Raw genomic sequence first — 26,881 nt, forward strand, 5'->3', positions numbered from 1 at the left:
CCGCTTGGGCGAGGGGTGTACTCAGCCCGCCTCGCCTGCCAGGCAGAAGCGGCCGTCTGAGGTGATTTCGACCAGGCCGTCGACGAGAAGTGAGTCGAGAGCCCGGTCACGCTGTGCTGTGTCGGTTGTCCAGACGATGTCGAGTCTGTCGCGGACGACCGGACCATCGGTGCCACGCAGAACGTCGAGGAGCAGTCCACGAACCTGGCGGTCGGTGCCCGCGAACTTCTGCACTCGTTTGGGCGGACCCGTGTGTGCGGGTTTGCCCGCGTTGACCCAGGCGCACGAGAGCGGGCATCGCTCACAGTCGGGGTTTCGTGCAGTGCACACCAGGGCGCCGAGCTCCATCAATGCGGCGCTGAAACGAGGAGTCGACGACGCGTAGGTGCCGTCGGGATCGCGGGGCAGCACGGCCTCGGCGTCGGCGAGATCCTTCTTCGACGGATTGCCGGGCTCGGCGCGCCCATGGACGGCACGCGCGAGAACGCGTCGGACGTTGGTGTCGACGACAGGAACCGGCTGGCCGTAGGCGAAGCAGGCGACTGCCCGGGCGGTGTAGTCGCCGATGCCCGGCAGGGTGAGCATCGTCGCGACGTCGTCCGGGACCCTGTCGTCGTGATCGGCGGCGAGCACCCGAGCGCATTCGTGAAGGCGCAGCGCACGACGCGGATAGCCGAGTTTTCCCCAGGCCCGCAGGACGTCGCCGGGCGACGCAGCGGCCATCGCCGATGGGACGGGCCAGCGTCGGACCCATTCCCGCCACGGTTCGACGACGCGGGCAACGGGAGTCTGCTGGAGCATGATCTCGCTGATGAGAATCTGCCAGCCCGAAAGCCCTGGCTCGCGCCATGGCAGGTCGCGCTCATTGGCGTCGAACCAGCCCAGCAGGACTTGAGGTGGCAGACTAAGCGACATGATCGGATTGACCCCGAAACAGGCATGGGACGTTCTGCGCGAAGGTAACCGGCGCTTCATCAACGGAGAGTCTGAGCATCCCAGTCAGGGTATCGAGGACCGCGCGCGTCTCGTCGCAGGCCAGCACCCCCACGTCGTGCTGTTCGGCTGCGCCGACTCGCGACTGGCGGCGGAGATCATCTTCGACCAGGGTCTCGGCGACATGTTCGTGGTTCGCACCGCGGGCCACGTCGTCGACTCGGCGGTGATGGGTTCGCTCGAGTACGCCGCGGAGGTACTCGAGGTGCCGCTCGTCGTGATCCTCGGCCACGACAGCTGTGGAGCGGTCAAGGCGACGCTCGACGCTCTCGATGACCTGCAGATTCCCGGTGGCTACATCCGCGACGTGGTCGAACGCGTCACGCCGAGCATCCTTGCCGGCCGCAGCGAGGGGCTGACCAGGGTCGACGAGTTCGAGGCGCGGCACGTCGTCGAAACCGGCCGCTTGCTGATGCAGCGCAGTCGGATCATCGCCGATCGGGTGGCCAACGGAAAGCTGGCCATCGTCGGATTGACGTACGCGCTCAACGAAGGTGCCGTCCAGTTGCAGGGTGCCTACGGCGACATCGGCCAGAGCTACGTCGAGATCGATACTGCTGGAAATGGCCACAAGGGCGCACACGAAGCGTCTCCAGCTGTCGCACATGAAGTGTCTCCAGCTGTCGACGAGGCCGCGTCTGCGTGACGCTCACGCGGCTCGCGGATCACGCAGCTGAAGTCAACCTTTAGACTTTGCGCCGGTCAGGCGCGTTTTTCTCAGCGACACGCCGCTTCGGGTCAGCCGTCGTATAGAACGTGGCCGTTAGCGTGGATGCGTGATCGAACCGCAGGGCCCGTTGCCATCTGAGATCTATTGGCGTCGTCGTATCGTCGCCGGTGGTGTCGGTGTGGCCGTGCTTGCCCTGGTCATCGGTTTGATCGTGTGGACCACCTCCGGAGGCGACAAGTCGCCGTCGAACGCCGCGTCGTCGTCGTCGATCTCGACAACGACGACGCCCGCGTACGGATCGTCGGAGTCGTCGGAAGCCCCGTCCGGTGGGGCAGGCAACGGTGGCGGCGGTAGCGGCGGAAACAATGCTGCGGGCGTGTCCGGTCAGCCGGGAGCGTCGCAGGCTTCCGGAGACGTCCCGGCTCCCGCGACGGGAGTGAACGGGACTCCGCTGTGCCCCGACCAGAACATCGCCGTGGTGCTCTACACCGACAAGCCGACCTACACGGTCGGCGATCAGCCGGTGTTCACGATCGTCACCACCAACGCGGGTCTGACCGCGTGCACCCGCGACGTCGGGAAGGCCGCGCAGAATGTTGTGGTGAGGACACTCGACGGCACGCGCACGCTGTGGTCGGCGCAGGATTGCTCGCCGCTGAAAGACGTGAACAACGTCGTGCTGCAACCGAAGCAGCAAGCCACGGACACCATCACCTGGTCGGGTACGACGAGCAACCCCGGCTGCGACAAGCCGCGCGTCCAGGTGCCGGTCGGGTCGTATCAGGCGATCGGCAAGATGGGCGAGAAGGAATCGGCGCCGATCACGTTCAACGTCGTGGCGCCGGCGCAGCAGTAGCGTCCTGCGGGTTCAGCCGGCGACGCCAGTGCCGACGCTCTGGGATCGGTATCCCTGCTCTCGATGGCCGCACCGACCTCAACGATGGCCGTGCGGATCATGTCACCGTAGGCATCGTCGGACAGCGCTGCCGCGTGCCGCTCTGCGGTGCGAATGTGCTCGGCCGCGGCGTCGAATGCGCTCAGGCGGCGGAGATCGTCGGCGATGTTGAGGTGCAGGCTCGGGTAGAAGCCTGCGACACGAAGTCCGTCGTGATGTTGCCCGGTGCGCTCATCGGTGAGTGCTGCAGCGGCGTCGAGCGCGCGGATGTCCCAGACCAAGGCTTGCGCGGGATTGTCGTAGAGGTCGGCCAGGTAGTGAGCCAGGGTGCAGCGGTGGAACGGATCGCCCGCGGCACCGATGCGGTCCCAGATCTCGAGTAGATCGCGCTGCGCCGACGCCGCGTCACCCGTGTGCCCGAGGGCGACGGCTTTGCTGATCGCATCCATCGTCGGGTCGGTTGTGGTGGTTGCGTCCATCGTGTCCATGCGCTCCTTCGGTTCGGGGGTCAGTTGGGCCTGCAGGGCATGACGAGCGTCGTGAGGTCGCCGTCGTCTGCTGAGCGAACGGTGGCCGGCTGATCGGTAGAGCGAAGGTCGAGGATCACGTCGCTGCCGAGTGCGTTGCTCAGCGCCGGGTACAGGGTGGTCAGCTCGAACCAGATTGTGATGTCGTGGCCCGTCGACGTGCCGTCGAGTCGTGTGGATTCGTCGGGCAGGAGCAGGATGGCCCGGCCGTCGGCGACACGCAGACCGACCTTCTCCGATGCTCGCTCCAGGGCTTTCAGGAACTGTCGGGTCCCGACGGTGACGCGATGCGTCGGAGGGGCGAGAGAGTCGAGTAATGCCGAGCGATCGGGGAAGTCTGCGGTCAGCAGGCGGCAATGTGTCGCGTTGCCGTCGGCCGCGCGTAAATCGAGGGTCGTGGCGCAGGCGTCAAGCGTCACTGACGGACTGCGGCGCAGCAGGGAGGTCGACGCCGCGAGGTCTTCGCCGGCGACGGTCGCCGCCCAGGGGTGGTCCGCCGTCGGCAGACGGCTCCCCACCAACGTTCGGGTGGTCAGCCGATAGCGATCGGTTGCGGTCAGCGAGATTCCGTCGGCGTCGACCTCGACGCGTACGCCGCGCAGGACAGCGAAGTCGGGGTCGTCGGCGGTGGAGGTCAAGACTTGATGGACTGCCGCAGCGAGGACCGGGCCAGCGACCGTGCAGAGTGGGTGGCAGGCTGCATCGTCGAGCGAAGCTTTGAGAGTTGTTGCGGCACGGGCGATCTCGTCGGCCTCAGCGTTGACCTTGGCAACCTGCTCGTCGATGAGCTTCGTGGCCTGCTCGGCGGTCGCCTCGAAGAACCGATTGATTGTCGGCAGGGGCATCCCGATTGCACGGAGCCCGCGCAGCCGCGTGGCGCGCGTCAACTGCGACCTGCTGTAGAACCGATACCCAGACGCCGGGTCGACGCGGTGGGGGCGGAGCACGTCGGCGTCGTCGTAGAACCGCAGCGCACTGGTCGTGATTCCGGCGAGCTCGGCGAACGCGCCGATCGACATCAGTTCCGTGTCATTCACTCGAACATCATCGAGTCTCGACCCACTCGAAGGTCAAGGCGGCTCTGGGCCGAGGTGGATCGGCTAGTCGAACCGCTCGATGCTGGTCTCCGCGAGCCGCGACAGTCCTTCACGGATATGCCTGGCCCAGATGCCGCCGATGCCTTCGATGGCTTGCAGGTCTGCGGCCGACGACGCGAGAAGCGCCTGCAGCGTCCCGAAGCTGCGCACGAGGCGGTCGATGTGTGCGAACTGCAAGCGCGAGATGCCCGCGAGAAGGCGGTAGCCGCGAGGACTCATCGCGGTGTCCTGCGCCTCGATCGTCGTCGGGTAACCGAATGCGCCCGCGAGGAGGGAAAGATCGAGGAGGTCGGCGTCGGACAGCGCTTCGATCGCCTCGATGCAACCGCGTACCTCTTCGGTGGTCGCGGGCTCCGGGCTGGCGTAGTAGTCGCGGACCAGCAGTTCACGCATCGTGTCGTTCTCGGCGATGAGCTCTTCGAGCTGCAGGCTGACTTGTCGGCCGTTGACGCCGAGTTCCAGGACGTAGTCGTCGATTTCGGCCGAGACCCGACGCACCATCTCCATGCGTTGGGCTGTCGACATCGCGTCGCGGAGCAGTACGTAATCTTCGATCTCGGCGCGCGACAGCGCAGCGCTGACGTCATCGAGCCGCGCCTTGTAGCGTTCGAGCGTCGAGAGCGCGACGTTGGCGCGCGAGAGGATCGGGTCGGGGCTCTCGACCACCTTGCGGAGTCCGTCGACGTAGACGCTGACGATCGACATCGACGCACTCACCGAGATGACCGGATGCCCGGTCTGGATCGCTGTGCGCTCGGCCGACCGGTGCCTCGTGCCCGACTCCTCTGTCGGAATCGACGGGTCGGGCACGAGTTGGACGTTGGCGCGCACGATCCGCTTACCGTCGGTGGACAGCACCACGGCCCCGTCCATCTTGGCCAGTTCGCGTAGACGTGTCGGGGCGAACTCGACGTCGAGGTGGAACCCGCCGTCGCAGATCTTCTCGACGTCGGAGTCGTGTCCGATGACGATGAGCGCACCGGTGCCGCCGCGCAGGATGCGCTCGAGCCCGTCCCGAAGTCCGGTCCCCGGCGCGACGCGAGCGAGCGTCTCACGCATCAGTTCCGAGCGTGTTCCAGGCTCGGTTCGCGCGGTGTCGCTCATGGCTTGCGTCCCTTCTCGCGGCCGCGAGTGAAGGTCACGGTCCGTCGCAGACTAGGGTAACCGCACGTGAAACGTGACTTCGTGGTGCCCACCGACCTCGACCCGCTGCAACGCCACCCGAAAGCGGCTGCACCTGGGGAGCCGATCCGCATGCACAATCCGCTGTGCTTCGGCTGTGGCGCCGAGTCAACGCAGGGACTGCATCTCGAGGTGCGCGCGGCCGACGGGTTCGCTGTCGAGACGTCGATGCTTGTCGAGCCGCGATTCGAGGGCGGCCCCGGTGTGATCCACGGGGGCATCCTGTCGACGGCGATGGACGAGGTGATGGGGACCGTCCCGCTGCTGATCGGACCGTCCGCTGTCACGGTGCACCTCGAGGTCGACTTCGTCGCCCCGGTCCCGATCGGTTCGACGCTGTACCTGCGGGCCGACATCCTCGGTAGGCAGCGTCGCAAGGTCTACGTCGAGGCCGTCGGCCATCTCGGCGACCCCTCGCAGCCGGTCGTCGTCGGCCACAGCATCTTTGTGACCATCGACGCACGGCAGCACTTCGCCGAGCACGTCGAGAACAGCGCGATGGCCGACGAGTACAAGCAGCGCATGTCGCGCCCGTGATGTCGAATACTCCGTGAGCCTCAGAACGGTGCGCGGGACACATCTCTGATCGTGACCGCGCTGATGGCGTCGGAAATACCCGACACTCGCGTCACCCGGATGCCCTTGGGTAGCGGGTCGTCGGAGCCCGCGGGGATGATCGCGTGCGTGAAGCCCAACCGTTTGGCCTCGGCAACCCGACGTCCGACCGCCGAGACCCGACGAACCTCTCCGGCCAGGCCCACCTCGCCGATCGCGACGGTGGTGCGCGGCGTCGGCTTGTTCGTGACGAAGGAGTTCACCGCGAGCGCGATACCGAGGTCGGCGGCGGGCTCGGTGACCTTCATCCCGCCGACCGTCGACAGATAGATCTCCTTCTCGCCCAGCGGCAACCCTGCCCGACCCTGCAGCACGGCGAGGACCATCGCGGAGCGTGCGGAATCCAGACCGGACACCGCCCGCCGTGGGTTGGCCATCTTGGACTCGGCGAGCAGCGCCTGGATCTCGCCGACGAGCGCGCGCTTGCCGTCCATCGCGACGATCGACGACGATCCGCTCACATCCGAATCATGTTGGTGGACAAAGATTCCCGACGGGTCGGAGACCTGATGGATGCCGTCGGAGCGCTGCTCGAAGCAGCCGACCTCGTCGGCGGAGCCGAACCGGTTCTTGATGCCACGCACCATACGCAACGACGTGTGGCGGTCGCCCTCGAACGACAGCACGACGTCGACGAGATGCTCGAGTGAGCGCGGTCCGGCGACGTTGCCGTCCTTGGTGACATGCCCGACGAGGATGACCGCGATCCCGCGATTCTTGGCCAGCGAGACGAGTGCCGTTGTGACAGCCCTGATCTGCGTGACACCGCCCGTCACGCCGTCGGTTCCGGTCGCGACCATGGTCTGCACCGAGTCGATCACGAGTAGTGACGGGCGGACGGCGTCGACGTGGCCGAGGACCGTGGCGAGGTCGGTTTCGGCTGCGAGATAGACGTTTTCGTGAACCGCGTCGGTACGTTCGGCGCGCAACCGGACCTGCCCTGCCGACTCCTCGCCGGTGAGGTACAGCGCGATACGCCCGCCGCGTGCCCAATGCTTGACCGTTTCGAGAAGCAGCGTCGACTTTCCGACGCCCGGCTCGCCCGCGAGCAGAATCACCGATCCGGGCACGACGCCGCGCCCGAGAACACGATCGAATTCGGCTATGCCCGTGGGGATTGCGTTCGACGACGCCGCGTCGACCTGGGTGATCGGAACAGCCGGACTCGACGGCGCGACAGCGCTGTGCGCGGCGGTCGCGGCGGGAAGTGCGGCCACCTCGTCGACGGTGCCCCACTCGCCGCACTCGGGGCAGCGCCCCACCCACTTCGCGACGGTATGACCGCACGCGGAACAGCGGAACGTCGACTTGGGTTTTGCCACGAATCCGAGCCTAGGTCAGGCCACCGACACGTCTCGGCATGCCAACCGGGATGTGTCGGGAGGGGCCGTGACGCTCACCCATTTCCCTCCCGCTCATTGAATTCAATAAGCCGGAAGGAAGCCGGTGAGCGGGAACCGCGGCCAACGCGAGCGGAGCTGCGAGAGGAGTCAGTTGGGCAGGACGTTCGGTGCGTCTTCGGCGTGCTCGTCGGCCGGTGCCTCGGCCTCGCGGACCTTGTCCTGGCGGGTGAGCAGCGTGCCGGAGTCGACGGGAGTGTCGACGGTGACCGAGCCGACCGGGGAGGTCGAGCCGTTGGCGGCGACCTTCTCGAAGGTGAAGGTCAGCTTGGTGGTCAGCCCGACAGCGACGGACTTTCCGGTGCCGTCGAGAGTCGCGGTCATGCGCTTCTCGTCGGTGATGCTCGAATCCTTGACGAGGGCGGCGGGTTCGCCTGCGCGCAGCGCCTTGCCCGGCTGGAGGTCGTAGCGGTCCTTGAGGGTGACAGTGCCCTGCTCGGCAGTCACGTTGGTGAGCCGGTAGGTGTCGATCTCGCTCTGGTTGGCGATCACCCAGGACAGCTCGAACGGGCCGCCGTTGTCGAAGACCGACGCAGCGTTCTGCGTTGGGTAGATGATCTGCACGTCGCGCAGTTCGATGCTGCCGAGGTTGGCGTTGTTGCCGTTGACGGCGGGCAGCTGATTCGACGTCTGCGAGATCTGCCCGGCGCCGCAGCCGGTCGTCCCGAACGCGATCGCGATTCCGACTGCTGCGATGGCTGTGGCTTCGGCGAACCGACGCACACGACGAGTCGGATGGCTCGACCCACTCCGAGTTGTCCCACTCCGAGTTGCCTCATTCTGCGATGACACAGACACCCGTTCCTCCCAGGTAATCGAAAGGCCGAAATCGCTTGGCGCGAACCCTGCACTACGCAGCGTAGTGGGCGGGCGTGCCAAAAGCCCGACGGGGTACCGGATTGGTATCCGCGAGCCGGATTTCGCGTGCCTCGAACGCGGGCGGGCGGGGCATCGAAAACCCTCTCGCAAGAGGCTGTGGAGCGAGCCCTTGCGCGTTGTCGTCGAGGCTGTTATGGCCTCACCCGCTCACCTGCTGCAACGGTGGAAGTCGGGGTCTCCCGGCCTAGGAGTAGTGCCTTGACCTGCACCGTTGGATGTGACCCAAATGACCCCCGTGCTAGACTGGGCCTACTCGAAAGGGGCACGGAACATTGAATTTCAAAGTTGGCGACACCGTTGTCTACCCCCATCACGGTGCTGCCCGGGTCGAAGACATCGTTACCCGGACCATCAAAGGTGAGCAGATCGAATACCTCGTTCTGAAGGTTGCCGATGGTGATATGACAGTCCAGATTCCCTCGACGAAGCTCGAGTATGTCGGCGTCCGAGACGTCGTCGGTGAAGAGGGACTCGACCAGGTGTTCCAGGTGCTGCGGGCGCCCCACACCGAGGAGCCCACCAACTGGGCCCGCCGTTTCAAGGCCAATCAGGAGAAGCTGATCTCCGGCGACATCATCAAGGTCGCCGAGATCGTGCGCGACCTGTGGCGCCGCGAGCAGGATCGTGGCTTGTCCGCCGGCGAGAAGCGCATGCTGACCCGCGCCCGTCGCGTGTTGGTCGACGAGCTCTCGCTCGCACAGAACACCGACGACGAGAGGGCCACCAGCATCCTCGACGAGGTGCTGGCCGCGGCGTCTTGACGCTGACCGGCTACTGATCGACGTGGCCCAAGGGACCAAGCCGACATTCGGCGGACCGTTGACCAGCGTCATCATCCCTGCGGCAGGTTCGGGTACCCGACTCGGACTCGACCAGCCCAAGGCATTCGTCGACCTCGGCGGATCGACGATCCTCGAGCGTTGTGTCGACGGCGTCCTCGACGCTGACATCAACGCCGAGGTCGTCGTGGTCGTTCCCGCAGATCTCGTCGAGCATGCCGCAGCGCTCGTTCCGTCGGCAGTTGTTGTTGCCGGTGGTGCGCACCGTTCCGAATCGGTGCGTGCCGGTATCGCCGTGAGTGGCAACGCCGACATCGTGCTCGTGCACGACGCCGCGCGCCCGTTCACACCTCCCCGCGTTTTTCGCGCAGTCGTCGACGCCGTACTCGCCGGCCATCGCGCTGTGGTGCCCGGACTGCCGGTGGCCGACACGCTCAAACGCGTCGACGCTTCCGGCCGAGTCCTCGACACTGTCGACCGCGAACCACTTCGCGCCATTCAGACGCCACAGGGTTTCACCCGCGACGCGCTGATCGCAGCGCATGCGGACGACTCCGGCCTTGCCACCGACGACGCCGGACTCGCCGAGCGCATCGGCATCGACGTCCACGTCGTCGCGGGCGACCCGCTGGCCTTCAAGATCACCACGCCGTGGGACCTACGCATCGCGCGCGATCTGGTGCAAGAGGTCGCACGATCACACAGCGCCCGGTGAGCGGGCAGCACCGATGACAGCAGGAGTTCCTCGATGAGAGTCGGCATCGGCACCGACGCCCACGCGCTCGACCCGACCGTTCCGTGTTGGATGGTCGGGCTGTTCTTTCCCGACACGCCCGGATGTGCCGGGCATTCCGACGGCGACGTCGGTGCGCACGCGCTGTGCGACGCCCTGCTGTCGGCGGCAGGGCTCGGCGACGTCGGGTCCGTATTCGGTACCGGACGGCCCGAATGGGACGGCGTCTCGGGCGTGACGATGCTCGCGCACGTCTCCCAACTGCTCGCCGACGACGGGTTCGTCGTGGTCAACGCCGCTGTACAGGTGATCGGGAACACACCCAAGATCGGTCCGCGACGTGCGGAAGCGCAGCAGGTCCTCGGCGACGCACTCGGCGCTCCGGTCTCGGTGTCGGCGACGACAACCGACGGCCTCGGGATGACCGGCCGCGGCGAGGGAGTGGCTGCAGTGGCGACGGCGCTGGTGACCGAGGCGGTTCCGACGTCGGGCGACCGGTAGAATCGCACGTCGTGACCTTGCGCCTACATGACACCGCTGCTCGAGAGGTGCGCGACTTCGTGTCGCTGCACCCCGGCCGAGTGACGATCTATCTGTGTGGCGCAACCGTGCAGGGCGTTCCCCACATCGGTCACGTGCGCAGCGGCATCGCGTTCGACGTGTTGCGCCGCTGGCTGGAGTACAAGGGCGACGACGTCCTGTTCGTCCGCAACGTCACCGACATCGACGACAAGATCCTGCGCAAGGCCGCCGAAGCGGAGCGGCCGTGGTGGGAGTGGGCCGCGACGCACGAGCGCGAGTTCTCGAAGGCGTACGACGCACTCGGGGTGCAGCCGCCGTCGGCCGAACCGCGCGCGACCGGCTTCGTGACGCAGATGGTCGAGTACATGGAGCGACTCATCGCGCGCGGACACGCCTACGCGTCGGACGGCAATGTCTACTTCGACGTCCGGAGCCTCCCCGATTACGGCGCGCTGTCGGGACAGAAGCTCGACGACATGCACCAGGGCGAGAGTGCGGGCACCGGCAAACGCAACCCGCAGGACTTCACCCTCTGGAAGGCCGCGAAACCAGGCGAGCCGTCGTGGCCGACGCCGTGGGGTCCGGGACGGCCCGGCTGGCATCTCGAATGCTCGGCGATGGCGACGTCGTTGCTCGGTCCCGAGTTCGACATCCATTGCGGTGGAATGGATTTGATCTTCCCGCACCACGAGAACGAGATCGCGCAGGCGCACGGCGCGGGCGATCCGTTCGCCCGGTACTGGCTGCACAACGGCTGGGTGACCATGGGTGGCGAGAAGATGAGCAAGTCGCTCGGCAACGTCGTATCCATCCCGGCGATGCTGCAGCGCGTACGGGCCGTCGAACTGCGCTATTACCTCGGAAGTGCGCACTATCGGTCGATGCTCGAGTACTCCGACGGCGCGCTCACCGAGGCTGCTGCGGGATATCGGCGTATCGAATCCTTTGTGGGACGGGTTGTTTCGCGCGTGGGACAGGTGGCCGTCGGACAGGTGCACCCCGACTTCGCCGCGGCGCTCGACGACGATCTCGGCGTGCCCGCCGCGTTGGCGACGATCCACAACGTCGTGCGCGAGGGCAACACCGCTCTCGAAGCGGGCGACGGTGCCGCCGCGCTTGCCGCGGCAGAGTCGGTGCGCGCGATGATGGGTGTGCTCGGCGTCGATCCTCTCGACGAGCATTGGTTGGAAGGCTCCGACGAGACCGATGCGATGTCGGCGCTCGACGTACTGGTGCACGCGGAACTCGGTCGGCGCGCACAGGCGCGTGCCGACAAGGACTGGGCGACGGCCGATGCTGTGCGAGATCGCATGTCGGAGGCCGGTATCGAGGTCACCGACACCCCAGACGGCCCCACCTGGGCGCTCAAGGGCAAGTAAGCAATTCAAGCGGACGGGACGACAACGATGGCCGGAAACTCCAAACGCCGTGGCGCAGTGCGCAAATCGGGCAGTAAGAAGGGGCAAACCGTCGGCTCCGGTGGGCAGCGTCGACGCGGTCTCGAAGGCCGTGGCGCGACACCCAAGGCCGTTGACCGTCCGTACCATGCCGCGCACAAGAAGGCGAAGGCTGCCGGGAAAAGCGTTGCGGGACGGCCCAATCCGCGCCGCAAAGACGACGGCCCCGAGTACGTGCTCGGCCGCAACCCGGTACTGGAGTGTCTGCGCGCGGGCGTTCCCGCGACGGCCCTCTACATTGCGGTCAACAGCGAACCCGACGACCGCGTCGCCGAATCGGTGAAACTCGCAGCGGACAAGGGCATCGCGATCCTCGAGGTCGGCAAGCCAGAACTCGACCGCATGTCGGCGAATGGACTGCATCAGGGTATCGCGCTGCAGGTGCCCGAGTACCAGTACGCGCACCCCGACGACCTCATGCGCGATGCCATGGAGTCGGGCACCCCGCCGCTGCTGGTAGCGCTCGACAACATCACCGACCCGCGCAATCTCGGCGCGGTGATCCGTTCGGTCGCCGCGTTCGGTGGGCACGGCGTGTTGATTCCGGCGCGCCGCAGCGCGAGTGTCACCGCGGTCGCGTGGCGAACCAGTGCAGGCGCGGCCGCGCGGCTGCCGGTCGCGCAGGCGCCGAATCTGACCCGCACGCTCAAGGAATGGGCCGAGACCGGCGCGCAGATCGTCGGCCTCGACACCGAGGGCGACGTGACGCTCGACGACTACGACGGCACCGGGCCGACCGTGATCGTCGTGGGCTCGGAGGGCAAGGGGTTGTCGCGGCTCGTGCGCGAGACGTGCGACTCGATCCTCTCGATTCCGATGGCGGGCGACGTCGAAAGCCTCAACGCGTCGGTCGCCGCTGGTGTGGTTCTCGCCGAGTTCGCGCGCCAGCGCCGTCAGCAGTAGCCCCGTCAGTAATGGCCCCTGTCAGCAGTAGCCCGACAGCACGCATCGCATCGGACCTGTGTGACCGTGGTCTCCCGACGTTCGTTAGGTTGGGGCAATGACGTTGATCGACACCATCGTGACCACGACCGACGGATTGGTCGGGGGCCGCAGGGGAAGGCGCGCTCGACGCGGAACCATCAGCTGGAAGGGCATCCCGTTTGCGACTCCTCCTGTCGGCGAGGGCCGCTTCCGTGACGCCCAGCCGGTGGCGCCGTGGCCTGGCGTGCGCGACTGCACGGCATTCGGCAATGCCGCCGTTCAGGAACGTCGATTCACGGCGACCGGTCCCGGCCGCTACGCCCCGACCAGCGAAGACTGCCTGACACTCAACGTCTTCTCTCCCGAGGAGCAGTCGTCGACGCCGCGCCCGGTGATGGTCTTCATCCACGGCGGCGCATACATCCTCGGCACCGCGGCGACTCCGCTCTACGACGGCTCGGCGCTCGCACGCACGCAGGACGTCGTCGTCGTCACCGTGCAGTACCGCTTCGGGGCGTTCGGGATGCTCGATTTCAGCGGGTATTCGACGCCGGATCGCACCTTCGACGAGAACCCGGGCCTGTCGGACATGCTCGCCGCGCTGCGCTGGGTACAGCGCAACATCGCGGCATTCGGCGGCGACCCGGACAACACGACGGTGTTCGGCGAGAGTGCGGGCGGATCGGCGGTGCTGACGCTGCTCGCGACGCCGGAAGCCAAGGGTTTGTTCGCGCGCGCGATCGCCGAGAGCCCCGCACCCGAACTCGTCGTGAGCAAGCCGAGCGCGACAACGTTTGCCGACGAGTTCCTGCGCCTGCTGCGCGACCCGGAGCGTCGCAGCGCAGACCTCGACGACCGCGGTGACCCGATCGATCCCGTCGCTGCGCGCGCACTCCTCGACGGCGCGAGCACCGAGGACATCTTCCGGGCGAGCAATCGGCTGATGCGCTTCGCCTCCAGGGCGCAGACCCCGGAACCGGTACCGTTCGCACCCGTCGCGGGCAGCGCGCTGCTGCCGAAACTACCGGTCGACGCGGCGCGAGCAGGCGAAACACATGCGGTTCCGCTGATCGTCGGCGGCAACCGGGACGAGGGCAAACTCTTCGAGAAGCTGTGGAACATGCTTCCCGACGCCGAGCGCATGCTCCTGCGCGTCGAGGACGAGGGTGCCCGCGAGCAGATCTCCGCGCTCTATGCGGGTCCGGGCGAACGGCTGAGACTGTCGGCCGACGCGACCTTCTGGGCCCCAGCGGTGGCCTACGCCGACGGGCACAGTCGGGTCGCGCCGACCTACACCTACCGCTACGACTTCTTCACCAAGGTGCTCGACAAGCTCGGCGTCGGAGCGACGCACGCGACCGAACTGTTCGCGGTGTTCGGTGCCTACCGCTCGGCTCTCGGTGCACCGCTGAGCGTCGGGGACTGGCGTGCCGTGGCGCGTGTGACCGCCGACGTGCAGTCGAGGTGGGGAGCCTTCGCGCGCACCGGCGTCCCCGGCGACGACTGGCCGCGCTACTTCGAGGACGACCGCGAGATCCTGGTCATCGACCGGAGCGATCACGTCGAAGCCGATCCCGACGGCGAACGCAGACTCGCGTGGCATCGGGGGACCGGCCTGATCGTCGACGATGGCCTGATCGAGTCAGAGTTCGACGCTGCTCGGGGGATCTGACGCCAGGTAGGTCAGCACCAGCGGGTTGAACAGGTGCGGCGACTCCAGCGGCAGGATGTGCGTTCCGGGGAGGACGGCGAGCCGTCCTTTCGGCAGGGTCGCGGCAAGGTCGACGGCGTGCTCGACACGCACGATGCCGCAGTCAGCGGCGATGACGAGGGTCGGGGCTGCCACCGACGCGAAGTCGGTGCTCTCGAAATCCGGCTCGAAGCGCAGCATCGCGACGGTCTTGTCGAAGACGACGTCGGATTCCGCGTCGTCGTGCAAAAAGCTGTCCCGTAGGCACGCGACGACTCCCTCGTCGTCCTCGTCGAAGCGGTCGGTCAGTGCGGAAACCGTGAGTCCGCGACGATTGACGTAGCTACCCGTCATCACGATTCTGGCGACGAGGTCGGGCCGACGTTGCGCGATCATCAACGCGATCACGCCACCGTCACTCCAGCCGACGATGTTCGCGGGGCAGCGCACGACGTTCTCCAGGTAGGCGATGACCTGGTCGGCCATCGACGCGAACGTGTAGGGGCGGGGATAGTCGGGACTGTGGCCGTGGCCGCTGCGCTCGGGCACGAACAGGCGCAGGCCTGCGTCGGTGAAATCGCCGAACTGTGCGCCCCAGCTCGACGCCGACGAGAACGAGCCGTGCAGGAGCACGGTGGGCGGACCCATCGGGTCGCCACCTTGAAAATGCCACAGCAGATCGCCGTTGATGTCGACGAATGTGCCCCCGTCGACGCGGTCACCCACACTCGGCGGGACGTTGCGGAAGTGCGTGTCGATCATCCGCTCGATTCTCCGGCCAACCCTCCCAGGCGGCGACAACTGCCGTTGAACATGCGGCCCATGCTTCCAGAAGCTGCGGGGGGTTTGGACACGGAAAGGCCTCGAAACTGCAACGGCGGCACACATGCTGCAGGTCGCCGGTCCCGACGCTGACACGCTGATATGCGTTCGCTGACAGCCAGATCAGAGCAGCATTAGCCTCGAACGTGCAAGTGCTTCCGGCAAGATTATTCAGGCGAGACAGGTGGAGTTCCCGTCACGGGGGATTGGGTGTGCAGAGTGGGCATGTGCCGTCGCATTGTGGTGATCGCCGCGGCATTGTGTGCCGTGCTGTCGTTGTCCGGGGTCGGCGACGCGTTGGCAGCGCAGGGCGATACGCCACCGCCGCTGGGTCTGTGGTCCATCGGGGCGGCTTCCGATATCACCTTCGCGGGCCAGCAGTCGCAGGTCAGTTTGTCGATTCCGGTGCCGCAGAACCTGGCGCCGGACAAACTGCGCGGGTTCACCGACGTGCCGCCGTTCGTCACCGGCGGGACGGTCGATGTAGTGCAGGGTGACCGGGTGATCTCGCGGACGCCGATCAATCCGGCGCCGAACTCGCCGATCGAACTGTCGCTGGCGGGCGTACGAGTGGCCCGCAATGCCGCCGACATCACGCTGCGGGCGTATCTGACGGTGAGCGGAATCTGCCAGTTCGACCCGGACAACGCCTTCCGCATCCGCGACACCACGCTCTCGTTCACCGGGCGCGAGGCGATCCCGCGTAGCGTCGCCGAGTTCCTTCCCCCAATCCTGCGCAAACTCACCGTCTTCGTGCCGCAGCAGCCGACGACCGCCGAGGCGTCGGCCGCGGTCGGTCTGGCGACATCGGTCGCGTCGAACTACGGCACGGCCGACTTCGACATCGACGTCGCATCCCTGGGTGCGGGCTCGCTCGTGCCGAGCGGTCAACCGGATTCGCTCGAACGTCAGATCGTGATCAGCAGTGCGGCGCCCGCCGGGCTGAGTGTCGAGAACCAGAACGGTGCCGCCTACCTCGTGATCGGTGGTCCGGCCAACGAGCTGACGAACCAGGCGCGAGCTCTGACCTCGAATCTGTCGGCGATCGCGCAGAGTTCCTCCGCGGTAGCCGGTCCGCTGCACGACGCCCCGCAGTTGACCCCCGAGGTGCAGACGTTGGCTGATCTGGGCATCACCGATCAGATCGTCACGTCGTCGGCGTGGCCGTCGATCACACTCGGGATCGACCAGACCCGCCTGGGCAGGCCGTCGAAGGACATCCGTGTGCAGCTCATCGGGACGGCGACACCGGCGGCAAACGGATCGTCGCCGGTGGTGTCGGTGCGGCTCGGTGATCGTGTCATCGCGACGATCAAGCCCGACGGTTCGGGCGCGTTCAACCAGTGGGTCGACCTGCCCAACAATGCGTTGAGCAGGTACAACGGGTTGATCGTCACGCTCGAACGGGGCGACGTCAAAGAGGGCTGCGGCAACGGAACCCGCGGGTCGCTGAGCGTCTCGGCGGCCGGCGAGATACGAAGTTCGCCTGCTGATCCGCCAGTCCCGGCAGGGCTGGGGTCACTGCCGCAGGCGCTGATGCCGCGCACACAACTCGCGTGGACCAAGGGCGACGTCCCCGACGTCGCGCGTGCGGTCTCGATCATGACGACGATGCAGCGGTTGTCCGCGGTGCCGCTCGGCGTCGACGTGGTGTCGATGTCCGACGCCGCGTCGTCGACACAGCCCGCGGTCCTGATCGCCGCCGACGGGCAGGGGCTCCCCGATGGCGTCGCGCTGCCGGTGACGCAGAAGTCGGGGACGGTCACCGTGCATTCGTCGTCGGGCGCCGAATCGAAGGTCACGCTGAATCCGCAGGTGCAGTTCGGCTCGCTGCAGGTGACGCGGTCCGACGACCGCAGCATGCTGGTCGCGAGCTCGACCAACGATGCCGCCGACCTCGACGACCTCCTGCGCTGGTTCACCGGCAACGCCTCGGACGCGTCCGGCGACGCCGCGCTGAAGATCTCGGGGCGCGACCCGATCACCGTCGACGCCAACGCAGTCGCGCACGACGAGACGTCGAACGATCATCCGCTCGGGTGGCTCGTCGTCGTGGCGGTGATTCTGGGAGCCGTGATCCTGTTCCTGATCGTCGCCGCAGGACTCAAGCTGCTACGGCGTCGACACACCGGTGACGACAGCGCGCAATGACCGTCACCGAGGCACCCGCGGATTCCTCCGGCGCGTCGTCGGAGGAATCGCGGAGCGCGGGTAGGTCGATTGTCTCGCGGCTGCTGATCAGGTGGCTGCTGCTGGTCGCGGCGATGGTTGTCGGCTACTGGCACAACATCGGGCAGTGGTACCGCGAGATCTTCGTGTACGGGTCGGATCTGAGTTACATCCTCGTGGTGGTCGTCCTGGTCGTGATGGCCGCGTACGGGGTCACGTTGCGCCGCCACGAGGAGCGGGCGATCCGCGATCGTCAGACCGACATCATCGTCGGTGTCATCGTGATGCTGCTGTCGTTCTGCTTCGACGGCGCGCTGACCAACCGGTTCACCGGTGCGCTGTATCTGCTGACGCACCTCGACATCCTCGGCTTGCTGACGTTCTTCTTCGGTGGTGCGGTCCTGATGTTCGGGCTGCGGCCGACGATGCGCTACCACTGGGTGTGGCTGTTCGGACTGGTGACGTTTCCGATCGTGTACCGGGTCGCGTTGCTGAGTATCGGTGGCAACGAGCTGTCCGCGGGTCTGGTGATGACGGTGTTCGGCGCGATGGCCGCGGCGATCGCGATCGGTCGCGATCGACGGTCGGCTCTGATCGGCTTCGTTGCGGCGGTCGTGCTCGGCGTCGTGATCGTCGTGGTTGTCCACATCCTGCATCCCGACGCCCCGCTGTTCGCGTTTCAGGCACTCCCCGCGGTTGGCAGCGTCTTCGTCGTCGGGTTGATCGCGTACCTGCGTCGACGGCGGCACACGACGTCGCGTCCGTTCGACCGCCCGCTGTACGAGCCGGGCGTCGAGACGGTCAAGGCGGGCGCGATCTCGGTGCTCGTGGTCAGTGCTCTCATCACGCTGCTCCTGCCGTTTCAGCGAGTGGTTGCCACGCCGGTGACGACGATCGCGGGATTGTCGACACAGGCACCATTGGCGGTGCCACCCGAGTGGCGCCAGGATGGGCCGACGCTGCGCTACGACTTCGCCGACAACCTCTACGGACGCGGTGCGCAGTTTGCGCGACAGAGTCTGATCCAGCAATCCGGGGATATCGCATTCGACAAGGAGGCTCGCCCGCGCAAGGTGGTCGTCGACACGATCGAAACGCTTCACCCGCTGCGGTTCGACCTCTATCCGCAGACCTTCACCTACAATCTTTCGGGCAATCGCTTCTCGGATTCGGCCAATGTGGTGCTGCCGCATGGCATCCCAGCGGTCCTCGAGGTAATCCTCGACGACAAGAGGTACCTCACCTACACCCTGCTCACCTGGCTCTGGGGCGACGGCGAGCACGCACAGCAGGTGTCGGTGTGGTCGGTCGACAACCACGAGCCGAACGCCTACTTCCCGCAACCCACCCTGACGATCGCGACGAATCTGCGTGCGCTGATCGACGTCACCTTCCGGGGCAACGCGGTGATCCGCGACGACCGGCCTGATTTCAAGGACCGGCAGCTGGTACTCGACGCCGGGCGCGACATCGTCAACGAACAACTGTCCGGCGTACGGCGGGAGGATCAACCATGACCGAATCCGCCTCGGAGCAACCGACATTCGCCTCGCCGGACACAAAAGAAGAAGTCGACGAACTGCTTTCGGACGAGAAGTACCGCACGGCAGCGCTCGACGACGCGATCAACCGGCTGCGTCGTGAAGATCCGATGATGACCGCGTCGGTAGCGTTCAGCCGGACGCAGAAGATCATCGGTGCCGTCGTGATCGCCGTCATCGTCGTGGGGTTCGTGTTCTGGCCGATCGGCACCGCGGCCACGCTCGTATCGATCGCGACGGTGATCTACATCGTCTCGCTCATCGAGCGGCTCAACACATTTCGGCTCGGCCTGGTCAACGGTGCGATCCGGATCTCCGACGAACAAGCGCGCGCGATCGCCGACGACGACCTGCCGAAGTACACCGTGCTGGTTCCCGCATACGGTGAGCCGGAGGTCGTCGGGCAGTTGATCGAGGCGATGGAATCGTTCGAATACCCGCAGGAGAAGCTGCAGGTATTGCTCCTGCTCGAGGAGGACGACGCACCGACGATCGAGGCCGCCCATGCGGTCGACTCGTCGCCCATCATCACCTCTGTGCTCACACCGCCGGGCGATCCGCGGACCAAACCGAAAGCCTGCAACTACGGGTTGCATTTCGCCACAGGCGATATCGTCACCATCTTCGACGCGGAGGATCACCCAGACCCGCTCCAGTTGCGCAGAGTGGTGGCGACGTTTCGTGAACTCGACGACGATTCCGTCATCTGCGTGCAGGGCAAGCTGAGCTTCTACAACGTCACCGACAACGTTCTCACACAATGGTTTACCGCCGACTACGGCATCTGGTTCGGCTACCTGTTGCCGGGTCTGATGGTCAGCAAGGCGACGATTCCGTTGGGCGGGACGTCGAATCACTTCCGCAAGGACATGCTCATCGAGCTCGGTGCGTGGGATCCGTTCAACGTCACCGAGGACGCCGATCTCGGGGTGCGCATCGCGGGCGAGGGGTACCGCACCGCTGTGCTCGACTCGGTCACGCTCGAAGAAGCAAATGTGGACGGTATCAACTGGATTCGCCAGCGGTCGCGTTGGTACAAGGGCTACATGCAGACGTGGCTCGTGCACATGCGCAGGCCCCGACGGCTCTTCCACTTCATGGGGCTGCTCGGCATGATCCGGTTCACCCTGCTGATTGCCGGCACTCCCTTCATCGCGTGTATGAACATGATCTTCTGGCTCATCCTGATCGTGTGGATCGCCGGGCAGCCCGCGTTTGTCGCGGAGCTCTTTCCCGGGCCGATCTATTACCTGTCGCTGATCTCGTTCGTCATCGGTAACAGCGCGGCGATCTACATGACGCTCGTCGCGAATAGGGAGGACGACCGCGGCGAACTGCTCTGGTCGGGGCTCATCGTCCCGTTCTACTGGGTGATGATGAGCATCGCGGCGATCAAGGGCATGTGGCAGTTGCTGTTTCGACCGTCGTACTGGGAGAAGACCGCCCACGGACTCACCTCCGACGCCAGTCCGTCCGATACTGCTGAGACGTCTCCCGCTTCTGAGACGACGTCGGATGCATCGGCTTCGTCGGGTAGGTCTTCGTCGGGTACGGCTTCGTCGACGCAGGCGGCTCAATGACCCGTCGATCCGTCGCGCTGTGGCTTGTCGTGTGGCTGGCCTACCTGGCTTTCGGTGTGTACCTGGCCGTCGGCGTGCACGCCTACTTCGGCGACTCGCTGTCCAGGGTGCAAGCCGCGCAGAGTGTGCTGTTCAGTCGGGATCCGCACTTGGCCGCAATAGGATTCATCTTCACGCCGCTGACGGCGCTCGTGCAGCTACCGCTCACCGCGTTGTCGGTGTGGTGGCCGCAGATGACGACCGACGCGTTGTCGGCGGCGATCATGTCGTCGGCATTCATGGCGGGCGCCGTGGTGCAGGTGTCGGGGGTGGCGCGCGACAGAGCACTGCCGACTGCGATGACCGTCATCGTGACGCTCGTGTTCGCGCTCAACCCCATGATCGTCCTGTACGCGGCCAATGGGATGAGCGAGGCGCCGTACATCTTCTTCCTCGCGTGGGCGGTCCGGCGGCTGATCCGGTGGGTCGACACCGACGACGTACACGAATTGATCGTCGCCGGAATCGCTCTCGGCCTCGCCTACCTCACCAGATACGACGGCGCGGTCGCCGCGTTCGTCGCAGGTTGCTTTGTGGCGTTCGTGACCTATCGACGTTCCGACAAGGCGGCCGGGCGCAGGCTGCGAGTGCAGCGGGCGCTGCTCGACGTCGTGCTCGTCGCATCGCCGAGCCTGCTGGCGTTCATCGTGTGGGCACTGACGAGTTGGCTGATCACCGGCCAGGCGTTCGCGCAGTTCACCTCGCAGTACGGCAACTCCGCGATCATCGATCAATCAGGTGGCACAGGCAGTGCGACCGGCCTTGACGCACTGCGTTTCTCGATCACCGAACTACTCATCCTTGCGCCGCTCTACCTTGTACTGTTCGTGCTCGTCGCGTGGGTGCGTATTCGGCGGCACCGGCTGTATCCGCTGGCGGTACCGGTCCTGATCATCGGTGCGGTGATCGCATTTCAGGTGCTGAGTTACGTTCGTGGAACCACTTTCGGGTTCTTGCGCTTCTACATGACGATCATCCTGTTGGCCGCGGTGACCGCTCTGCTTGCCACCCCGGCGCGTCGTATCGAGCCGTACCGTCGGCTCGGGCCGCGATCGGCACTGCCGCAAGCGAATCCGCGCGCGGGCCGAGGATGGCGGTACGGACTGATCGGCACGGTCGCTGTCCTCGCATTCGTGGTGGGGCTCCCGGTCACCGCGACGGGCATGACGTCGCCGAAGTACGCGCCGCAGGAGTTCGCGTACCGATCTGTCGTTGCGCCCAAACCGGATTCGACGGAGAAGCGCTATCTCGACGAGGAGCGGGTGTTGGGGTCGTTCTCCACTGAGCGGGCGCTCGCAGAGTACCTCGACTCGCTGCATCTGCCGGACGGTAGCGTGCTCACCGACACCGTCTATGGGTTCGCCGTCGTCGTGCAATCCCGACATCCGAAGCAGTTCGTGATCCCGTCAGATCAGGACTTCGACGAGATCTTGAACGAACCCGCCCGCTTCGGCGTGCGGTTTCTGCTGGCGGTGCCGCGCGCGGGCCGCGGGTCGTCGGACGCATTGAACATTCGGTACCCCACGCTGTACGAGAATGGCGATCAGATTTCCACGCTCGTGCTCGAGGCCCGCAATCAGGGAGCCAACATGCCGAACTGGCGTGTGTACGAGGTGAATCCGCGGACGTCGTGAACGTGTGTCAGGAGATTTCGTGCGCAACGACCTGCCACGCGGGGTCGTCGTAGCCGATGTCGAAGGTGCATTCGTCCGTCCGCGGGTCGGGGACGAATGCCCATAGCAGGGCGCCAGCGACCCCGACGGAGCGCAGCGATTCGTACTTGCTGGTGAACTGACGCGCGCGGGCGTCGAGCGACAGACACGACCCTGCTTCGATCCCGATCTCGTTGACCACCAAAGGTTTACCGAGGTTTCTCGCTTGGGCAAGGCGCGCGGGGAGATTGCTGCCACCCGGTGCGATCGCACCGCCCGCGCTGTAGTCGTGGTAGTCGAGAACGTCGAGGCCGGGGGAGGCGGCGACGCGCGCGTAGTCGCCTCCCGTGAGCCCACATTGATCCCCGCCGACGAAGCCCGAGAAGATCGGGTGGGTGGGGTCGATGGCCCGGATGCGTTGGCCGACTTCGTCGAAGAATGTACGCAGAACCGCCGCGCCGTTGGCCGGACAGGTGCGTGTCTGCCAGGCACATCCGGTAGCTCCGCAGTTGCTCGCCTCGGACTCACCGACAGGCTCCCAGCCCGCGAGCGTCGGTTCGTCGCGCCAGCGCTTAATTGCGGTCGACAGCCAGTCGGAGAAGGTCATTCCCGCGGCGATTTCGGTTGTGTGCCAACCGCTCTGATACCACGAACGCTCTTTGAACTTCTCGTTCTCACATGCGCCGGAGCTTCCGGTCAGCACCGGCAGAATCATCTGGTTGTGCCGTTTGGCGGCAGCGAAGACGGCGTCGAGCCGTGAAAGGTTGTTCTTGCCGGTCTTCTTGTCGACGACGAACGCCGAGTAGAGGTTGAACCGGGTGAGCGCGCGTGGTGGGAGCTTGCCGAAGTACTCGTCGAGGTCGACCTGCGCGCCGCATCCGACGTTGATCGCCCAGTCGGTGCCGAGCTGGTAGCTGTTGAACCCGGCGGGAAACCAGGTGCGTCCGTCGAGCACGAGGCCCGTTTCTGTCGTCGACACCCTGCCGGTGAAATCGTGGTCAGCGGACTGGGCCGTCGACGACTCGTCGAGCGCCTTGGGAGCAGGTTCGCCGCACGCTGCGGCGATGACCATGACCACCGCAGCGATCACACAGAATCGGAGTGCGTGCCGGAAGGTCACGCATCGAACCCTACTCCGCCGACTACCGTCGAAGCGGTGAGAACATTCCGGACGACGCGTGCCCTCGTGCTCCCGATGGTGGTGCTCTCGTTCGCGCTACTGACCGGCTGCGGCGCGGACTCGACGTCGAACGCGGAACCGAGCGGCTCGACGCCGAGTGTGTCGGGGTCTGGGGCTGTGGCGAGTCCGTCTCAGTCCGGGCCCGACGCGGTGTCTGGAGCTGAGTCTGGGGCACCGTCAGCGTCTGCGGTCCTCGATCCGGCGCACCCGCCGCCATACGTCGACCACGTCGCGTGGGCGAGCACGGCCGTCGGGCCGAGTCTGCAGATCTACCCCACGTCCGACGGCCGCGCGAGCATCGCCGACGACGGCGCGGAGGTCGCCTGGCGCGAGGTGCTCGCGCTGGCCCCCGATGCCGACACCCCCGGCATGAAAGCGCAATTCGTGTGCCACTGGAACTTCGCCCGCGCCGTCGACCCGAACAAGCCGAGCTGGAACCTCGAACCGCAGCGGCCCGTCGTCGACGACTCCACGATGATCGCCACCCGCTGCAACCCCGGCGGCCCCGAGGAGTGACGGCGCCGCGCGCCGGGGTCCGGGCCGGCGCGGGAAGTGGGGGAAGGGTCGTCGGGCCGTGCAGGAAGTGGGGGAAGGGTCGTGGGGCGGCGCAGGAAGTAGGGGAAGGGTCGTGGGGCGGCGCAGGAAGTAGGGGAAAGGATCCTTCCGCGGGTTGGGTGCGTTTCCTCGAGTTGTTGCTAGGAGAAGGGTGAACATCCCGCGGAAAGAACCCTTCCCCTACTTTCTGCCAGCGGCGCAGGCACCGCCGCGGCGCAGACCGCAGCCGCGCCGACCGCCGCGGCGCAGGCCGCGCCGACCCCCGAACCCGACCCCTACGCCGCGGCGGCGCTGATGGCGCGGCGCGTCGTGTGTTCGCGGCGCGCGCCGATCTGGCGGCAGATCACGTAGATGACGAACGAGATCGTCGTGACGAACACCGACACCGGCAGCTTGGGGGCCAACGACAGGATCAGCCCGCCGACGGCGGCGACCTCGGCGAAGATCACCGACAGCACCATCATCAGTGTGGGGTTGGCGGTCAGGCGGGCCGCGGCGGCGCCGGGGGTGATCATCAGCGACATCACCAGCAGCGCGCCGATGATCTGCACGCCCTGCGCGCAGGCGAGGCCCATCAGGATCGCGAAGATCACCGACAGTGTGCGCATCGGAACGCCGTTCGCCTCCGCGACGCGCGGGTCCATCGACGCGAAGAGCAGCGGCCGGTAGATCACCGCGAGCACTGCGAGCACGACGGCGGTGGTGATCGCGATCGCGGTCAGGCCCTGCACGCCGACGCTGACCACCTGCCCGGTCAGCAGCGCGAAGCCCGTGCCGATCCGACCGTAGAGCGCGAGGAACAGCACGCCGAGACCCAACCCGAACGCCATCACCACGCCGATGACCGAATCACGTTCTCGCGCTTTGTTTCCCAGATAGCCGAACACGCCTGCGGCCACGACGGCGCCGATGATCCCGCCGATGTTCACGCTGATGCCGGCAAGCAGTGCGGCGGCGGCGCCGGTCACCGACAGTTCGCTCGCGCCGTGCACCGCGAACGACATCTGTCGCACGACGATCAGCGGCGCCAGCACGCCGCCGAGTAGTCCGAGCAGCGCCAGCGCCAACATGGCCTGCAGCACGAAGTCGTAGTGCAGCAGGTCCGCGGTCACCGAGAAATCCCAGAAGTCGCTCCAGTGCACGTCGGCGGCAAGCACCGTCTGCCCGGCGGCGAGGTCGGTTGGGGTCGAGCTGATCGTCATGTCGCCGGAAGCCCCTCGGGAGCGGTGCAGTGATGCGCGTCCTCTTCCCCACCGACGACGAGCAGTCGTCCGTTGACCCGCAACACCTCGACGTCGCTGCCGTAGAGCTCCGACAATGTCGCGGTGTTCATCACTTCCTCGGTGGTGCCGATGCGGAATCGGCCGCCGACCAGGTACAGCACGCGATCGACGTAGGGCAGCACGGGGTTGATCTCGTGCGTGACGAATACGACGGCTGTGCCCGCGTCGCGGCGTCGTTTGTCGATGAGTTCGACGACCCGCTCCTGGTTGGCCGGGTCGAGGCTGGCCAGCGGTTCGTCGCAGAGCAGCAGTTCGGGATTGGTGGTCAGGGCTTGGGCGACGCGCAGTCGCTGCTGCTCGCCGCCGGACAGCAGGCCGACGGGTGCGTCGGCGAACTCGGTCGCGTCGACCTCGGCGAGCGCAGCGTCGACCTTCGCTCTGCGCGCACGACGCCCGCGGATGCCGAGACCCCAGTGCGCGCCGTCGACTCCGAATCCGACGAGGTCGCGACCGCGGATCGCCATCGAGTCGGCGTCGTCCGCGTGCTGCTGCGGGATGTATCCGACCTGGTCGGTGACGGTCAGCTCACCCGCCGACAACGGGTACTGATGCAGCAGTGTGCGTAGAAACGACGTCTTGCCCGAGCCGTTGGGGCCGAGGACCGCGACGAACTCGCCGGGCATGATGTCGAGATCGAGATCATCCCAGAGCACCCGCTCACCGAAGGCGAGTCGGGCGTGCCGGAACGATGCGACGGGTTCGCGACCGTCGGGATCGGACCCGCTCACGCCGGCAGTGCCGAGGCGAGCGCAGCGATCTGTTTCTGCTGCCAGTCGATGTAGCTGGTCTGGCCCGCGGGCAGTGTCTCGGTGAACTCCACAACAGGAACGTTGGCAGACTTCGCGATCGACAGCAACGCTTCGGTGACCGCGTCGACGGCCTGGGTGTTGTAGATGAACACCTGCACCTCGTGCTTGCGGAGCAGATCCTCCATCGCGGCGCGGTCGGCGGCCGACGGCGACTGTCCCTCTTCGACGGCCGAGGTGAAGCCTTCCGGGGCAATATCGCGCAGGCCGGCCTCGGTGAGCAGGTACGCGGCGAGCGGCTCGGTCTGCGCGACCTTCGTGCCGTCGTGGGTCTTCTTGATATCGGCGAGAGATCCGCGCAGGCCGTCGATCTTCTCGTTGAACGCCTTGGCGTTGTCGCGGTACGTGGTGGCGTTGGCCTCGTCCTTCTTGGCGAGGTCGTCGGCGAGTTCGGTGGCCACCTGGCCGACGACGGGCAAGTTGTAGAAGACGTGCTCGTTGGTCTCGCCGTGCGCGGAGTGGTCGGTGTCCTCGTGGTGGCCGGTCATCGTGTCGAAGGCGTTGATCACGGAGCCCTTGGCGTTCTGCGACGCCTTCTCCATGTACTCGTCGTAGTGTCCGCCGTTCATCAGCACCACGTCGGCGTCGACGACCTTTGCCGAGTCGGCCGCAGACGGCTCGAACTCGTGCGGATCGCCCGTCGGATCGTTGAACAACACCGTCACCGACGCTTTGTCGCCCGCAACCGCCGACGCGACTGCACCCCACACGTTGGTCGAGGTCACGACGGTCGGTTTGCCGTCGGAGCTGCCGGAGTCGTCGCCAGAACAACCGACAAGTGTCAGTGCCCCGCCGACGGCGAGGGCCGTGGTCAGTGCCAGGACTGCGCGTTTCATCGTTCGCCTACCCGTTTCGCTAATGACAATCGTTACCGAAAGAAGTGTAGGTGAT

At 66.4% G+C, this 26,881-nt stretch carries 25 protein-coding genes; 14 read left to right on the forward strand and 11 right to left on the reverse strand.

Annotated elements, in window-relative coordinates:
- Positions 1-21 precede the first annotated feature (21 nt).
- Positions 22-915, reverse strand: a complete 894-nt coding sequence (locus A5766_RS22010; protein WP_064906416.1) for an A/G-specific adenine glycosylase — start codon at positions 913-915, stop codon at positions 22-24.
- Here A5766_RS22010 and A5766_RS22015 point away from each other — a divergent pair.
- The gene (locus tag A5766_RS22015; protein WP_005204789.1) at positions 914-1,639 is read left to right on the forward strand and encodes a carbonic anhydrase; all 726 of its coding nucleotides are present in this window, start codon (positions 914-916) and stop codon (positions 1,637-1,639) included. The genes A5766_RS22010 and A5766_RS22015 overlap by 2 nt on opposite strands.
- A 130-nt stretch (positions 1,640-1,769) precedes the next feature.
- Complete coding sequence (locus A5766_RS22020) at positions 1,770-2,519, forward strand: hypothetical protein (protein ID WP_064863433.1); 750 nt, start codon at positions 1,770-1,772, stop codon at positions 2,517-2,519.
- Here the strand turns inward: A5766_RS22020 and A5766_RS22025 are convergent.
- The 3 genes from A5766_RS22025 to disA all read right to left on the reverse strand — a co-directional run bounded on the left by A5766_RS22025 (position 2,444) and on the right by disA (position 5,286).
- A complete protein-coding gene (locus A5766_RS22025) occupies positions 2,444-3,046 on the reverse strand; it encodes a hypothetical protein (protein ID WP_005204792.1) in 603 nt (200 codons plus the stop codon). The two genes, A5766_RS22020 and A5766_RS22025, sit on opposite strands and share 76 nt — an antisense overlap.
- 20 nt (positions 3,047-3,066) lie before the next feature.
- Positions 3,067-4,122, reverse strand: a complete 1,056-nt coding sequence (locus A5766_RS22030; RefSeq protein WP_064906418.1) for a DNA polymerase III subunit beta family protein — start codon at positions 4,120-4,122, stop codon at positions 3,067-3,069.
- A 63-nt stretch (positions 4,123-4,185) separates the two neighbouring features.
- The gene (gene disA, locus A5766_RS22035; protein WP_005204795.1) at positions 4,186-5,286 is read right to left on the reverse strand and encodes a DNA integrity scanning diadenylate cyclase DisA; all 1,101 of its coding nucleotides are present in this window, start codon (positions 5,284-5,286) and stop codon (positions 4,186-4,188) included.
- A 66-nt stretch (positions 5,287-5,352) separates the two neighbouring features.
- Between disA and A5766_RS22040 the strand changes: the two genes are divergently transcribed.
- Complete coding sequence (locus A5766_RS22040) at positions 5,353-5,901, forward strand: PaaI family thioesterase (protein ID WP_005204798.1); 549 nt, start codon at positions 5,353-5,355, stop codon at positions 5,899-5,901.
- 20 nt (positions 5,902-5,921) lie between these two features.
- Here A5766_RS22040 and radA read toward each other — a convergent pair whose 3' ends face one another.
- A complete protein-coding gene (radA, locus tag A5766_RS22045; protein WP_064906420.1) occupies positions 5,922-7,301 on the reverse strand; it encodes a DNA repair protein RadA in 1,380 nt (459 codons plus the stop codon).
- 168 nt (positions 7,302-7,469) lie between these two features.
- Entirely contained in the window at positions 7,470-8,102 is a 633-nt protein-coding gene (locus A5766_RS22050) for a hypothetical protein (RefSeq protein ID WP_064906422.1), read from the reverse strand.
- 428 nt (positions 8,103-8,530) lie between these two features.
- On the opposite strand from A5766_RS22050, the gene A5766_RS22055 reads away from it, so the two are divergent.
- The 6 genes from A5766_RS22055 (at position 8,531) to A5766_RS22080 (ending at position 14,345) form a co-directional block, all read left to right on the forward strand.
- Complete coding sequence (locus tag A5766_RS22055; RefSeq protein ID WP_005204805.1) at positions 8,531-9,019, forward strand: CarD family transcriptional regulator; 489 nt, start codon at positions 8,531-8,533, stop codon at positions 9,017-9,019.
- Between the two features lie 22 nt (positions 9,020-9,041).
- Positions 9,042-9,752: a 2-C-methyl-D-erythritol 4-phosphate cytidylyltransferase gene (ispD, locus tag A5766_RS22060; RefSeq protein WP_064906423.1), complete on the forward strand. Its 711-nt coding sequence runs from the start codon at positions 9,042-9,044 to the stop codon at positions 9,750-9,752.
- Between the two features lie 33 nt (positions 9,753-9,785).
- Positions 9,786-10,271, forward strand: a complete 486-nt coding sequence (gene ispF / locus A5766_RS22065; RefSeq protein ID WP_064906425.1) for a 2-C-methyl-D-erythritol 2,4-cyclodiphosphate synthase — start codon at positions 9,786-9,788, stop codon at positions 10,269-10,271.
- An 11-nt stretch (positions 10,272-10,282) separates the two neighbouring features.
- The gene (gene cysS, locus A5766_RS22070) at positions 10,283-11,671 is read left to right on the forward strand and encodes a cysteine--tRNA ligase (RefSeq protein WP_064863437.1); all 1,389 of its coding nucleotides are present in this window, start codon (positions 10,283-10,285) and stop codon (positions 11,669-11,671) included.
- 27 nt (positions 11,672-11,698) lie between these two features.
- The gene (gene rlmB / locus A5766_RS22075; protein WP_064906427.1) at positions 11,699-12,652 is read left to right on the forward strand and encodes a 23S rRNA (guanosine(2251)-2'-O)-methyltransferase RlmB; all 954 of its coding nucleotides are present in this window, start codon (positions 11,699-11,701) and stop codon (positions 12,650-12,652) included.
- A gap of 97 nt (positions 12,653-12,749) precedes the next feature.
- Positions 12,750-14,345, forward strand: a complete 1,596-nt coding sequence (locus A5766_RS22080) for a carboxylesterase/lipase family protein (RefSeq protein ID WP_064906430.1) — start codon at positions 12,750-12,752, stop codon at positions 14,343-14,345.
- Here A5766_RS22080 and A5766_RS22085 read toward each other — a convergent pair.
- Entirely contained in the window at positions 14,316-15,125 is an 810-nt protein-coding gene (locus A5766_RS22085; protein ID WP_005204815.1) for an alpha/beta fold hydrolase, read from the reverse strand. The two genes, A5766_RS22080 and A5766_RS22085, sit on opposite strands and share 30 nt — an antisense overlap.
- A gap of 285 nt (positions 15,126-15,410) precedes the next feature.
- Here A5766_RS22085 and A5766_RS22090 point away from each other — a divergent pair, with 285 nt between their 5' ends.
- From A5766_RS22090 to A5766_RS22105, 4 genes are read left to right on the forward strand one after another with little or no spacing between them, the layout of a single operon-like run.
- Positions 15,411-17,336 carry a hypothetical protein gene (locus tag A5766_RS22090; RefSeq protein WP_039855142.1) on the forward strand — a complete coding sequence of 642 codons (1,926 nt, stop codon included), beginning with the start codon at positions 15,411-15,413 and terminating at the stop codon, positions 17,334-17,336.
- The gene (locus A5766_RS22095; RefSeq protein WP_064906432.1) at positions 17,333-18,871 is read left to right on the forward strand and encodes a hypothetical protein; all 1,539 of its coding nucleotides are present in this window, start codon (positions 17,333-17,335) and stop codon (positions 18,869-18,871) included. The genes A5766_RS22090 and A5766_RS22095 overlap by 4 nt, the downstream gene beginning before the upstream one ends.
- A complete protein-coding gene (locus A5766_RS22100; protein WP_005206293.1) occupies positions 18,868-20,475 on the forward strand; it encodes a glycosyltransferase in 1,608 nt (535 codons plus the stop codon). Before A5766_RS22095 ends, A5766_RS22100 begins: the two co-directional genes overlap by 4 nt.
- Positions 20,472-22,148: an ArnT family glycosyltransferase gene (locus tag A5766_RS22105; RefSeq protein WP_064906434.1), complete on the forward strand. Its 1,677-nt coding sequence runs from the start codon at positions 20,472-20,474 to the stop codon at positions 22,146-22,148. The genes A5766_RS22100 and A5766_RS22105 overlap by 4 nt, the downstream gene beginning before the upstream one ends.
- Positions 22,149-22,155: 7 nt before the next feature.
- Here A5766_RS22105 and A5766_RS22110 read toward each other — a convergent pair whose 3' ends face one another.
- Positions 22,156-23,286 carry a hypothetical protein gene (locus A5766_RS22110; protein WP_005206287.1) on the reverse strand — a complete coding sequence of 377 codons (1,131 nt, stop codon included), beginning with the start codon at positions 23,284-23,286 and terminating at the stop codon, positions 22,156-22,158.
- A gap of 36 nt (positions 23,287-23,322) precedes the next feature.
- On the opposite strand from A5766_RS22110, the gene A5766_RS22115 reads away from it, so the two are divergent.
- Positions 23,323-23,862 (forward strand): DUF2599 domain-containing protein, encoded by a 540-nt coding sequence (locus A5766_RS22115; RefSeq protein WP_231894778.1) that lies wholly within the window; start codon positions 23,323-23,325, stop codon positions 23,860-23,862.
- A gap of 314 nt (positions 23,863-24,176) precedes the next feature.
- Here the strand turns inward: A5766_RS22115 and A5766_RS22120 are convergent, their stop codons facing one another.
- The 3 genes from A5766_RS22120 to A5766_RS22130 are packed head-to-tail and all read right to left on the reverse strand — an operon-like array spanning position 24,177 to position 26,826.
- Entirely contained in the window at positions 24,177-25,103 is a 927-nt protein-coding gene (locus tag A5766_RS22120; RefSeq protein ID WP_064863442.1) for a metal ABC transporter permease, read from the reverse strand.
- Positions 25,100-25,912 (reverse strand): metal ABC transporter ATP-binding protein, encoded by an 813-nt coding sequence (locus tag A5766_RS22125; RefSeq protein ID WP_005204723.1) that lies wholly within the window; start codon positions 25,910-25,912, stop codon positions 25,100-25,102. Before A5766_RS22125 ends, A5766_RS22120 begins: the two co-directional genes overlap by 4 nt.
- Positions 25,909-26,826, reverse strand: a complete 918-nt coding sequence (locus A5766_RS22130; RefSeq protein WP_005204721.1) for a metal ABC transporter solute-binding protein, Zn/Mn family — start codon at positions 26,824-26,826, stop codon at positions 25,909-25,911. Before A5766_RS22130 ends, A5766_RS22125 begins: the two co-directional genes overlap by 4 nt.
- Positions 26,827-26,881 lie beyond the last annotated feature (55 nt).

The sequence above is a fragment of the Gordonia sp. 852002-51296_SCH5728562-b genome (assembly GCF_001665475.1).
GTDB classification, from domain to species: Bacteria; Actinomycetota; Actinomycetes; order Mycobacteriales; family Mycobacteriaceae; genus Gordonia; species Gordonia sputi.